Source organism: Psychromonas sp., assembly GCF_047632995.1.
Taxonomy (GTDB): domain Bacteria; phylum Pseudomonadota; class Gammaproteobacteria; order Enterobacterales; family Psychromonadaceae; genus Psychromonas.
In genome coordinates this window covers 18,357-30,924 of sequence record NZ_JBLIEK010000039.1, presented here as the reverse complement: position 1 = coordinate 30,924, position 12,568 = coordinate 18,357, and the positions used below count along the sequence as shown (strand labels likewise).

Genomic DNA, 12,568 nt, shown 5'->3' with positions numbered 1-12,568 from the left:
GTTGCTATCCATTGTTGATCCTTAAAAAAACGCACACCAAAAAGTGTGCGGTATCTGTTTTGATAATCTAAATCTGCGGTTTCGGTATGACTAGTTTCCATTCCAGCCACCTGTCATCCAACTCTTTTTTTAGTTGAAAATGAGTATACGCATCGCTGAGTGGCTGTAAAGGTTGACTATCGCTGGTGCTCATACTGATTCCGCCCTTAATTAAGGAGGTCAGTGATGTGGATGTTAAGGTTGCGCCAGTAATGCCGACATCTAAATTAAAACCAGAAGCAGGCCAGAAGATGGAGTTTTCTCTAATCAAATGAGCGTATTGCGGGTAAATATTGACAGTGATCTCTACGCCGGAAGCATTATCGGATAATTGCTTATCTATAACTTCCCCAATCTTAATTTGGCGGTGATAAACCGGGCTACCGATATCTGTTGAGCCGGCATTATCTGCAATTAATATAAAGGGAGTGCCCTGGTTTTTTAATGCGAGAGTTGGCGCCTTGCTTTCCCCAATAAATATATTTTTGGCATCGCCACTACCCGGTAGTACATTCAGATAAACACCTGTAATAAGGGTTGATAAGTTTTTTGCGCCAGATAAAGAGAGTTCACTGCGAATAATCCAAAAACGGCTGCCTTGTGTTGCGACTTGGTTGGCAAACGGCGCTTGCAGTTCGGCTATAGCTTGAACTTTATTCTCTTTTGTCAGCGATAATTCTTTTATTTCACCAATGACCAATCCTTTGAGCCTTAACTTGCTACCAATTTTTAGGTCATAAGCTTGTTCAAAGATAATACTGATAGTTTGCAGTGGTTGGGTTGCTTGTTGAACGTTGTCAAATAGCCGATATAAACCATTCTTATATAGATTGCTTTTATTGTCCGGGGCAAAATCAACAGCAATTCCTCCAGTGGCTATGGCCAGTAAAGAATCAGTTTGAATTTTAATGCCCGATAACCCTGCATCTACATTAATTCCACTGATGTTCCAAAACACACTGTTGTTGGTAATAAGGTGTTTATATTGACCCTTGATAGTTAAATTTGTACGCATTAAGCTAGAGTCGTCGATAGAAAATGAAGCGACCTCTCCAATGGGGAATTTATGGTAATAGAGAGGCGATCCTTCGCTAACGGAAGGCAGTTGTTTACTTAAGAGTGAAACAGTTACGGGCTCATTGAAAACGCCTTTACCTAATTTCGCCATCTCTTTTGAAGGATAGAGCCTAAATCTGTGATTTTCGCTGATAATATTGGTTACCGTAGATTTTTTAATTGGGCGTGAATTATATAAAGCAATCCCCCCGGAAATCATATTTTCAAGGGGGGCTGTTTGTAGGTTAAGCCCTTTTAATGAAACATTGAAATTGACACCACTGAGCAAATAAAACTGACTGTTTTTATCGATCAGGTATTTGTACTGATGGTTGATATGAATAGCCGTTTCTATAAAGCGGCCACTCTCTGATAAATTTAACTGACTAATTTGGCCTATTTCAATACCTTGATAGGAAATTGGATCTCCCTGATTTAGCCCAGAGGCATCTTCTGCTAACAAGATTAAAGGCAATACAGGCACTCTCTGCGGTTGTGTCTCTTGCACCACAAAGCTCGTTGATTTTTTAGCGCGGTCCGTTGCTGATGGTGCGGGAGAAAAAGCGATATAATCCCCGGTAATTATATTGCTTAAATTTGCTATTTTAGAAAATGAAATTGACGTTTTTTCTAACCAGAATTGTGCGCCTTCAGTGATCATTTCACTAAATTGTGGATTTATCACTGCATTGGCTACAAACTGTTGTTTTTCTATTGAGTATTGAATATCAGTGATACGTCCAATACCGTGCCCTTTAAATAAAATGCCTGCACCTTGGGGCAGGTTGGTTATCTTATTTAAGGTCAGCTCAATGGCTAGCCCCATCTCTGTTTGATCGAGACTTCCAAATAATGTAAATTCAGGGGTTGCTGTGATAGCTGTGCCATGCTGTGGGGAACTAAATGTTATGCCGCCGGCAATTAATGAAGAGAGGCTATCAAGTTTAAACTCAATACCCGCCCGGGAAATATTCGCATTTAAGCCGCTAATATTCCAAAATTTGCTCTCTTTTTTAATCAAGTGACTGTGTTTTGTGTCAATAAAGGCTTTTATATTAACAGCTTCCCCGTTCTTACTGAGGCGCACCTGTGCCACTTCACCCACTTGGATTTTCTTAAAGAAAAGAGGCGTCCCTACACTGATTGAGTGGGCGCTCGCGCTTGTTAAGTTAATTAACTGAGCATTATCCGGGATGCTGATAGGTTGTTCGCTGAGCGCATTAAAGGCAGTCGTATTCTCCCCTTCGCCAGGCTGTAAGTTGATATAGCTGCCAGAGAATAGCGTGTCTAGACCCGAAATGGAGGTCAGCGTTGCTTTAGGTGAAACAAGCCAAAATGTCGTTTTATCCCGTAGCATAAAAGTGGCGTGGGATTCTATTTCAGCAAACACATTAACGCCCCCGCTGGAAGCAAGTTCGATTTTCTTAACGGTGCCTACAATCACCCCTTTGTAGCGAATCTTGGTTTTATCAATGATAATGCTTTCTGCATTTTCAAAATGTATTTTAATCTCTACATTCGCATGTGTAATATGTTGAAATACTATCCATGCACCAAGTAGTGCGGCAATAAAAGGTAAAAACCAGATAGGAGAAAGGGAATGCGTTTTTTCGATTTTAGCCTGATTATCTGAAAAGTTGTTATTCATCGGTCTGAGCATCCCAAATTAAACGTGTGTCAAAACTGCTGGCGGCAAATAGGGTGGTAATTACAACCAGAGTAAATGAAGTGGCGGCGATACCTGGGTAAACAGATAGCAGGTGGCCTTTATCGAAAACGGCAACCATGATTGAAATGACAAACAGATCCAGGATCGACCACTTACCAATCCAGTCAATTAAATAAAATGCAAAGAGTTGCTTTTTAGGGTCCACATTCCATCTATATTGTACCGAGAGTACAATAATCGTGAGTGTAATTATCTTTACAAACGGCACTACAATTGATGCGATGAAAACGATCAGGGCAATGCCCAGCATTCCACTGTCAACAAGGCTTAATATACCCGAAAAAATAGTGTCAGGGTAAAGCTTGTTGTTTTTAATCAAATAGGTGATTGGATATAAATTAGCGGGAAAAATAAAAATTATTGAAGTAATTAATAATGCCCAGGTTTTTTGTAAACTGTTTTTTTGCCGTTGTGATATTTCATTTAGGCAGACAGGGCATTGTCTCGGATGCACTATTTGCTGGCTATAATTGCCGCAAAGCTTGCACAGCTGCAGGCCTTGCATCTTGCCTGTTTTACCTGCAACCGCTAGTTTATTCATTTATATATTTTTCCCAATAACTATGATGGTTGTAATTACTGATAATCGTTAGATTAAGTAACAAAAGCGCAATAAAGAAATAAAAACCTACGCCAAAATAGAGATCGACATCATTCATCAGTTTAAAAATGGCAACCATCAGGCTCACCATATAGACCTCCAGCATTGACCAGTGTCTAATAAAATAGGTGATTTTCAAAATTTTTGGCAAATAGCTCGGGTGATAATTAAAGGCTAAGCAGGCACTGCTTAGCGCAATGCTGCTGATTAATAATGTTGGCGCAATAACCGCGCAAAACAGTACAACAAATGCAACCACGGGCGCGTTATCTATCATCATTAGCGCACCTTGCAATAAATTTGTTCCTTCAGTGATACCGAGTAAATGGGTGGATATTAAGGGATAATAAAAAGCAGGTACGAGAAGAATAAGCGCAGTTAAACACATGGCAAGTAAACCGGAGGGGTTACACCAACTTTTTTTATATATTACGCTGTCACAGCGGATGCATTTTACTACATAGCCACTGGGTATGTTCGGCACGTGTGAAACCATATCACAATGGCGACAGATGATTGTTTTCATTCGCTTCGGTCATGTGTATAAATCATTTACGTAGAAGATAGCAAATTTTAACAAAAGTTGCATTTATACTGTAAATATTTTACTGTATAAAAAAACATGCATCAAACCTAGCTAAATATTAGTTTAAAGAGGCCGCCGTGGCAGTAATTATAAAATACATTGTAGAAAGAAAAGGTGTCGAGAAAATGACCTTTACCAGCAAAAAAGAAGCCGACGCTTACGATAAAATGTTAGACAGCGCAGATCAATTTGCCGCTTTTTTAGGCGCCAGTTCCGTCACGCTGGATGATGAGCAGTTAGATGAACTCGGGTTATACTTGGCAAGTAATAAAGAAGTAATGCAAAGCATCTTTAAGGGGAATGCATTTGATGCCGTGAATAATTCACAAGAATAGTTCCGCGCAATTAGAGCTGATATAAAGTCACTTTTGGAATCAGTAAATTGGCGCTTTTCATGTGGCTGTTATTGCTTTAAAATGCGTGCTTTATTTATATCAAGACATATGCTTTTTGGTTGGAAGCATCACTGTGAGGAAAATAGCATGCCGATTATTACACTCCCCGACGGTAATCAACGTCAATTTGAAAACACTACCTCTATTATGGACATTGCAGCGGACATTGGTCCAGGTCTTGCTAAGGCTTGTATCGCAGGTCGCGTTGATGGCCAATTGGTAGATGCTTGTGATCCCATTGATAAAGACGTTAATGTTGCAATTATTACCGCTAAAGATGACCAAGGTTTAGAAATATTACGTCACTCATGTGCACATCTTTTAGGGCATGCTATTAAGCAGTTATACCCAAACGCAAAAATGGCAATCGGACCGACGATTGAAAACGGCTTTTATTATGATATTGATGTAGATGTCGCAATCAATGATGAAGAGCTGGCAAAAATTGAAAAACGCATGAATCAATTAGTGAAAACTAATTACAAAGTGATTAAGCAAAAGGTGTCGGTAGAAGAAGCTAAAGCGGTTTTTAAAGAGCGCGGTGAAGATTATAAATTAGAGATCCTTGAAGGAATTCATGCAGATGATCGCCCTGGCTTATATCATCATGAAGAATATATCGATATGTGTCGTGGTCCTCATGTCCCGATGATGAAATTCTGTCAGTATTTTAAATTAATGAAAGTTGCGGGTGCCTATTGGCGCGGTAATTCCGACAATAAGATGCTGCAACGGATCTATGGCACAGCATGGGCTGATAAAAAACAACTTCAAGCCTATTTAAAGCGTCTTGAAGAAGCGGCGAAACGTGATCACCGCAAAATTGGTAAACAGTTAGATCTGTACCATATGCAAGAAGAAGCGCCTGGCATGGTGTTCTGGCATAACAATGGTTGGATTATCATTCGTGAATTAGAAAACTATATGCGCGAGTTGCTTGGTGTTTATGACTATCAGGAAGTAAAAGCACCACAGATTCTAGATCGTGCACTTTGGGAAAAGTCGGGTCACTGGGGTAAATACAAAGATAATATGTTCACGACCAGTTCGGAAAGCCGCGATTATGCTATTAAGCCGATGAACTGTCCGGGTCATATTCAAATATTTAACCAAGGTCTTAAATCTTACCGTGACTTGCCGCTGCGTATGGCTGAATTTGGCTCTTGTCACCGTAATGAGCCATCGGGCTCACTGCATGGCTTAATGCGTGTGCGCAGTTTTACTCAGGATGATGCACATGTATTCTGTACAGAAGAGCAGATTCTTGCTGAGGTATCTACTTGTATTCAGATTGTCTTTGAATGTTACAAAACATTTGGCTTTGACGATATTGAGGTTAAATTATCAACACGTCCGGATCAACGAGTAGGTGATGATGCAACATGGGATAAAGCAGAAGCTGCACTCTCCGAAGCATTAACTAGCAATGATATCAAATTTGATCTATTACCGGGTGAAGGCGCTTTTTACGGACCTAAGATTGAATTTACACTATATGATTGCTTGGGCCGTGCTTGGCAGTGTGGTACAATCCAGCTCGATTTTTCTATGCCGGGACGTTTAGATGCCTCATTTATTGGCGAAGATAACGAGCGCCATACTCCGGTAATGATCCACCGTGCAATTTTAGGCTCACTTGAGCGCTTTATCGGTATCCTGATTGAAGAGTATGCGGGCATTTTTCCGACCTGGTTATCACCTCAACAGGTGGTAGTTATGAATATTACGGATAAACAATCTGATTTTGTTCAAGAAATCGTAAATAAATTGAAAAAATCGGGTATTAGAGCTATTTCGGACTTGAGAAATGAGAAGATAGGCTTTAAAATCCGCGAACATACATTAAAACGTGTTCCCTATTTACTTGTTGTTGGCGATCAAGAAGTCGAAGCAAATGAAGTGGCAGTAAGAACACGTAAAGGTGATGATTTAGGTAAGTTTAAAGTTGAAGACTTTGTAACTTACATAAAAGAAGAAATCATTACACGTCAATAATCATTATGGAGGAATTTGTTATAAAAGGTGTAAAAAAAGCCCCTCAAACGGGCAATAAACATCGTTTGAATGAAGAGATCACAGGAACGGAAGTGCGTTTATCTGACTCTGAAGGCAAACCAATTGGTGTTGTTTCTTTAGAAGATGCAAAAAATATGGCATTTGAGCAGAATCTTGATTTGGTTGAGATCAGCCCAAATGCTGAACCACCAGTATGCCGCATCATGAATTATGGCAAATTTCTCTATGAGAAGAGCAAATCCGTTAAAGAACAACGGAAAAAGCAAGTTCAGGTTCAGCTGAAGGAAATAAAATTCCGTCCTGGAACTGACGAGGGCGATTATCAGGTAAAACTACGCAACCTGATTCGCTTTCTTACAGAGGGTAATAAAGCTAAAGTAACACTGCGTTATCGTGGTCGTGAAATGGCACATCAATCCATCGGGATAGCTTTATTGAATCGTATTAAAAGCGATTTGGCTGAGATATCTGTTGTCGAATCTTTCCCTAAAATGGAAGGTCGTCAAATGGTTATGGTGTTAGGCCCTAAACGTGCTAGCTAAGGCATAAAGTAGTGTTATATACCGTGGCATATTAATTATGCAGCGGTATAGACATTCGCCTTACTGGTTTAACTTAAATTAGAACAATGCGGAGTTCGCAATGCCTAAACTAAAAACTGACAAAGGTGCTGCAAAGCGCTTTAAAAAAACTGCTTCTGGCGGTTTTAAGCGTAAGCAATCACACTTACGTCATATCCTTACTAAGAAGTCTACTAAACGTAAACGCCACCTGCGCGCACAAAGCATGGTAGCTAAAGTAGACGTACCACAAATCCGCAGAATGTTGCCATTTGCTTAAGTAAGGAGTATTAAATGCCAAGAGTAAAACGTGGTGTACAGGCTCGTGCCCGTCACAAGAAAGTATTAAAACAAGCTAAAGGTTATTACGGAGCTCGTTCACGTGTTTATCGCGTAGCGGTTCAAGCAGTAACTAAAGCAGGCCAATACGCTTACCGTGACCGTCGTCAACGTAAACGTGTATTCCGTCAACTATGGATTGCACGTATTAACGCTGCATCTCGTATTAGCGGTCTATCTTACAGCCGTTTCATCAATGGTCTGAAAAAGGCTTCTGTTGAGATTGATCGTAAGATCCTTGCTGACATCGCAGTATTTGATAAAGCAACATTTGCTCATTTAGTTGAAGTAGCTAAAAAAGCACTTGCTTAATCACTCTGTTTGATGAGTAATTAGATTTTTAAAAGGAGACAATATGTCTCCTTTTTTTATATCTGAAATTAAAATTAAAATTAGAATGTTCAGCTTGGTGGGAAAATACCCATTAAATTAGATAATTGAAAGTTGTATACTGATAGCTAACTAATTTATATACTGAGAGTTAACTAATTTAATAGATATATTGATAAACCTTGTTATTTTTTTAATAGCAGAAAATGTTAGTCGCATTTTTGCAATAATTTAATAATTGTTATTATGGATAATTTTATGAACGAGCTTTTTTCAAATCGCATCTCCGGGGTTGCCCCCTCTTTCATTCGCGAGATTCTCAAGGTTGCAATGGATCCCGAGATCATTTCATTTGCAGGCGGACTGCCTAATCGTGATCTGTTTCCGGTGCAAGCACTACAGAAAGCAACGAATGATCTCTTTAATGAAGATGGTAAAGACATTTTACAATACAGCAGTACAGAAGGTTATCTGCCACTGCGGGAAATGATTGCTGCAGACTATAAGCGCAAAGGGTTACAGATAAGTGTTGATGAAATACTGATAACCAATGGCTCCCAGCAAGGTCTGGATCTGCTTGGCAAAGTATTGCTCAATGAAGGCGATCAGGTGTTAATTGAAGAGCCTGGTTATTTAGGTGCGATTCAAGCATTCGAAGTCTACTCAGCGGTATTTAATTCAGTACCTGTTCACCAAGACGGTATGGATATTGACGCATTAAAAGAAACGCTAAAAACCAGCAATGCAAAACTGATGTATACGGTGCCTAATTTTCAGAATCCATCGGGTATTTCATATACAGATGAAAACCGCCGGGCTGTTGCAGATTGCCTATTGAACAAAAAGATATTGTTAATTGAAGATAACCCATACGGCGATCTACGATTTTCTGGTGAAGAAAAACAATCTTTTAAAGCGTTATTGCCCGATCAAACTATTTTATTAGGCTCTTTTTCGAAAACAGTGGTTCCCTCATTTCGTTTAGGTTGGATTACCGCGCCAAAAGCGTTAATGGATAAACTGGTTATTGCCAAGCAGGCCGGGGATTTACACACCAACTATTTTTGCCAGCGAGTATTGCATCGATTTTTGCAAGATAATGATTTACAGGCACACATTAAAAAAATTATTGCTGTGTATGGTCACCAGAAACAGGTCATGGAAAATGCAATCAAACGTTGTTTCCCTGAGCAAGTTAGTTATATCAATCCTGAAGGTGGAATGTTTTTGTGGGTAACCTTACCTGAAGGGATGTCTGCAACTGAACTATTTGATAAAGCACTCAAATATAAAGTTGCTTTTGTACCTGGCGACCCTTTCTATGTAGAAAAACGCGGTTTAAATACATTGCGTCTTAACTTCTCAAGTGTTGATCCCGATATTATTGAAGAGGGAATTAAACGCTTAGGCAAAGTACTGCATGAGTTGCTTGATAACTAAAAAAGTCCTCTATTGTTTTTATAAAAAGCCAATCTTATGATTGGCTTTTTTGTTTTTTATCAAACAGATAAAATATAATCTGTAATACACTCGCGCTGAATTTGACTTATATACGGAAAAATTAATGACCACTATCGATCTATCTACACAAATTGCGGGTATCCATTTAGACAGTTATTTAATGAATGCTTCCGGTCCCAAGTGTACAACCTGGGATGAGCTTTTGGTGATTGGGAAATCTGCATCCGCTGCAATTGTTACTAAATCTTGTACACTCGAGTTTCGTGAAGGCAACCCCGAACCGCGTTACAGTGATCTTCCTTTGGGCTCTATTCAATCGATGGGACTGCCAAATTTAGGTTATAAAGCATACCTTGAGATGGTGCCAGAGTTGAAGGCGCTAGGAAAACCAGTTGTTGTGAGCATTTCCGGTTTCAGTATTGAAGAAAATAGTGAAATGGTGACGGCCTTTCAAAATAGCGATGTAGATTTAATTGAAGTCAACTTCTCATGCCCCAATATTCCAGGCAAAGCCCAGGTTGCTTATGATTTTGAACAAACTGAATCTGCTCTGGCTGCGCTGACAAAATTAGGTAATAAACCGATAGGTATCAAGCTTGCACCTTATTTTGATATGTCACATTTCATCGCCATTGCCAATATTATTAAAAAATTTCCTGTTAAGTTTATTACTTGTGTAAATTCAATTGGTAATACATTAATTATTGATCCTGAAACGGAGCAGCCAATTATTAAACCTAAAGGTGGTTTTGGTGGTTTATGTGGTGATTATATCAAACCAATCGGGCTTGCTAATGTACGTGCTTTCCGTGAACTATTAGATGACTCAGTGCAGATCATCGGTGTAGGCGGGATCAAAAATGGTACCGATGCCTTTGAATACCTGCTTGCAGGCGCTGATGCCGTGCAAATTGCAACCTGCTTTGAAAAAGAAGGTGCAGTGTGTTTTGCCCGTATTGAAAATGAACTGAAAGCATTTATGGCCAAAAAAGGTTATAACAAACTAAGTGATGCCAAGGGGAAATTAAAGCCTCTGTAACAAAATTTTCAAACTTAATAAAAACGCTTTGCATCGTCAAAGCGTTTTTATCTGCACAAACTAATTTATTGTTTTAAGTCACAATCGTAACATTTGTAATATTACTGTCATAAAAGCACCATATACTCTCTGCTATTAAATATATTGGAGACAATAATGGATAGTGATTTCTCAAATAAGTTAAAAGCCAATCGCAAACGTGTCATTAAAGATAATGTAGTCAAATACAGTATCACCAGCGGTGGCGCGCTAGTCTTAGCCACACTGTTACTCATATTTGGTTATCTGCTCTATGTCGTGCTGCCTATTTTTGCTCCAGTGTCGATTGAAGTAGAAAAAGAGTTCCCATTCCAAAGCGATAGCAAAATATTGGCGTTGGGGTTGGAGGAGCATAATGACGTTGCTTATCAAGTAAGCAGTGACGGAAAACTTGCATTCTATTCCTTACGCAGCAAGGATTTAGGAGAGTTACTGCTTGCAGAAACTATGCTTGATGACTATTCCGCCTTTGCTAAAAGCTCCGCTAGAAGTGGAGGTTACTTATTTGCAGACTCACAAGGGCGAGTTAAAATATTTCAGCCTAAATTTATTACAACCTATCCGAGCGATGCCGGCATAAAAACAGCGACCAACGATATCCGTTTAATAATACCGACCATTAACTATCCATTAGGCCGGGAAATGATGCAAATTGATGATCAAGGGCATGCGATCACGGCAGCAAGTTTTCAGTTCTCAGAAGAAAAGGCCGCCATTGCGGCGGTAACCGATGATAAACGCGGTATTTTCTTGGTCTTAAATGCAACAATAAATATGATGACAGACGAAACTACCTGGGAAGAAGAGCGTATCGAGCTTCCCTCGCTGCCCAATAATGTTGATCAAATCCTGCTCAGTTCAAACATGAAAAACCTTTTTGTGCGTTCGCATAATGATCTTCTTGTGTATGACGTCTCTCAACCTGACAATATCCGCATTAAGTCTGCACTGACTATTAATGCACTAGATGCTGATGTGACAGACATGCAGCTGTTAACCGGGGCAAGTTCGTTAATGGTGGCAAATGATAACGGGGTTATCAGTCAGTGGTTTGAGGTTTTAAAAGAGAATAAACGTACCTTTACATTTATTCGTGATTTTAAAGCGACGGGTAGCATAACCTCTATTGTTCCTGAATATTTCAGAAAAGGATTCTTAACAACGGATCAGCAGGGCTATTTATCTGTATTTCATAGTACCGGTGATACCCGCTTATTAACTGAAAAAGTATCTGCCAGTGAAGATATGAACGTTGCCATATCGCCGCGTGCTGATGCAATCTTAATTGTTGAGGAGAGCGGACTGCGTTTATTCTCTATCGATAATGAGCATCCTGAAATCACCTGGTCTGCGCTGTGGCAAAAAGTGTGGTACGAAGGTTATCCTGAAGCTAAATATCTGTGGCAGTCAACCTCTGCAAGCGATGATTTTGAACCTAAAATGAGTTTGGTGCCACTTTCGTTCGGCACAATTAAGGCCGCTTTTTACGCCATGCTATTCGCCGTACCGATAGCGCTTTCTGCTGCTATTTATACCGGGTATTTCATGTCGCCAAGTATACGCTCTTATATCAAACCCACGGTTGAAATTATGGAGGCGCTGCCGACCGTTATCTTAGGTTTTCTTGCCGGTCTGTGGCTCGCCCCTCTGGTTGAAGACCAGCTGCCCGGTATTATATTATTATTAATTAGTTTACCGCTTAGCGTATTGGCAACAGCATTAGCTTGGGGTGCTTTACCGAAAAAAATTAAAGATTCTGTTCCTGAAGGTTTTCACCCTCTTATATTAATTCCGGTGCTATTGATTGTTGGCTATGGCTCAATGAGATTCAGCGGCACTCTGGAGTTATGGCTATTTGATGGTAATACGCGCATGTATTTGACCAATGTATTAGGGATTGATTTTGATCAGCGCAACGCCTTGATTGTCGGTATTGCGATGGGGTTTGCTGTTATTCCTACTATTTTCTCAATTGCTGAAGATGCTATTTTTAGTGTGCCTAAAAGTTTGACTATGGGGTCTTTAGCACTAGGGGCGACGTCGTGGCAGACCATGGCCAAAGTCGTTATTTTAACGGCGAGTCCGGGAATATTTTCTGCTGTTATGATGGGCACCGGACGTGCTGTTGGTGAAACGATGATCGTTTTAATGGCAACGGGTAATACACCTATTATGGATTGGAATATCTTTGAAGGTATGCGCACTTTATCTGCCAATATTGCCGTTGAAATGCCGGAGTCGGCAGTGGATAGCTCGCATTATCGAGTACTATTCCTCGCAGCATTCGTTCTTTTCATCTTTACATTTTTCTTCAATACGGTTGCCGAATTTGTTCGTCAACGTTTGCGTGAAAAATATTCAAGCCTGTAAATAGGAGT

At 39.9% G+C, this 12,568-nt stretch carries 11 protein-coding genes; 8 read left to right on the top strand and 3 right to left on the bottom strand.

Annotated elements, in window-relative coordinates; all coding sequences use genetic code 11:
- Window positions 1-67: 67 nt before the first annotated feature.
- From ACJAT7_RS08945 to ACJAT7_RS08935, 3 genes are read right to left on the bottom strand one after another with little or no spacing between them, the layout of a single operon-like run.
- On the bottom strand, window positions 68-2,743 hold the full coding sequence (locus ACJAT7_RS08945; RefSeq protein ID WP_415226456.1) for an MlaD family protein: 2,676 nt from the start codon (window positions 2,741-2,743) through the stop codon (window positions 68-70).
- Window positions 2,736-3,365 carry a paraquat-inducible protein A gene (locus ACJAT7_RS08940; protein WP_415226455.1) on the bottom strand — a complete coding sequence of 210 codons (630 nt, stop codon included), beginning with the start codon at window positions 3,363-3,365 and terminating at the stop codon, window positions 2,736-2,738. The genes ACJAT7_RS08945 and ACJAT7_RS08940 overlap by 8 nt, the downstream gene beginning before the upstream one ends.
- Window positions 3,358-3,951: a paraquat-inducible protein A gene (locus ACJAT7_RS08935; protein ID WP_415226454.1), complete on the bottom strand. Its 594-nt coding sequence runs from the start codon at window positions 3,949-3,951 to the stop codon at window positions 3,358-3,360. The genes ACJAT7_RS08940 and ACJAT7_RS08935 overlap by 8 nt, the downstream gene beginning before the upstream one ends.
- Before the next feature lie 137 nt (window positions 3,952-4,088).
- Here ACJAT7_RS08935 and ACJAT7_RS08930 point away from each other — a divergent pair, with 137 nt between their 5' ends.
- The 8 genes from ACJAT7_RS08930 (at window position 4,089) to ACJAT7_RS08895 (ending at window position 12,560) form a co-directional block, all read left to right on the top strand.
- A complete protein-coding gene (locus ACJAT7_RS08930) occupies window positions 4,089-4,346 on the top strand; it encodes a YebG family protein (RefSeq protein ID WP_415226453.1) in 258 nt (85 codons plus the stop codon).
- 147 nt (window positions 4,347-4,493) lie between these two features.
- Window positions 4,494-6,401: a threonine--tRNA ligase gene (thrS, locus tag ACJAT7_RS08925; RefSeq protein ID WP_415226452.1), complete on the top strand. Its 1,908-nt coding sequence runs from the start codon at window positions 4,494-4,496 to the stop codon at window positions 6,399-6,401.
- 5 nt (window positions 6,402-6,406) lie between these two features.
- Window positions 6,407-6,964, top strand: a complete 558-nt coding sequence (gene infC / locus ACJAT7_RS08920; protein ID WP_415226451.1) for a translation initiation factor IF-3 — start codon at window positions 6,407-6,409, stop codon at window positions 6,962-6,964.
- A 100-nt stretch (window positions 6,965-7,064) separates the two neighbouring features.
- Window positions 7,065-7,262, top strand: a complete 198-nt coding sequence (gene rpmI / locus ACJAT7_RS08915) for a 50S ribosomal protein L35 (RefSeq protein WP_415226450.1) — start codon at window positions 7,065-7,067, stop codon at window positions 7,260-7,262.
- A 14-nt stretch (window positions 7,263-7,276) separates the two neighbouring features.
- Entirely contained in the window at window positions 7,277-7,633 is a 357-nt protein-coding gene (gene rplT / locus ACJAT7_RS08910; protein WP_015464855.1) for a 50S ribosomal protein L20, read from the top strand.
- A 276-nt stretch (window positions 7,634-7,909) separates the two neighbouring features.
- Window positions 7,910-9,091 (top strand): PLP-dependent aminotransferase family protein, encoded by a 1,182-nt coding sequence (locus ACJAT7_RS08905; RefSeq protein WP_415226449.1) that lies wholly within the window; start codon window positions 7,910-7,912, stop codon window positions 9,089-9,091.
- 124 nt (window positions 9,092-9,215) lie between these two features.
- Window positions 9,216-10,151: a dihydroorotate oxidase gene (locus ACJAT7_RS08900; RefSeq protein WP_415226448.1), complete on the top strand. Its 936-nt coding sequence runs from the start codon at window positions 9,216-9,218 to the stop codon at window positions 10,149-10,151.
- Between the two features lie 156 nt (window positions 10,152-10,307).
- The gene (locus ACJAT7_RS08895; protein WP_415226447.1) at window positions 10,308-12,560 is read left to right on the top strand and encodes an ABC transporter permease subunit; all 2,253 of its coding nucleotides are present in this window, start codon (window positions 10,308-10,310) and stop codon (window positions 12,558-12,560) included.
- The last annotated feature ends 8 nt before the right edge of the window (window positions 12,561-12,568 follow it).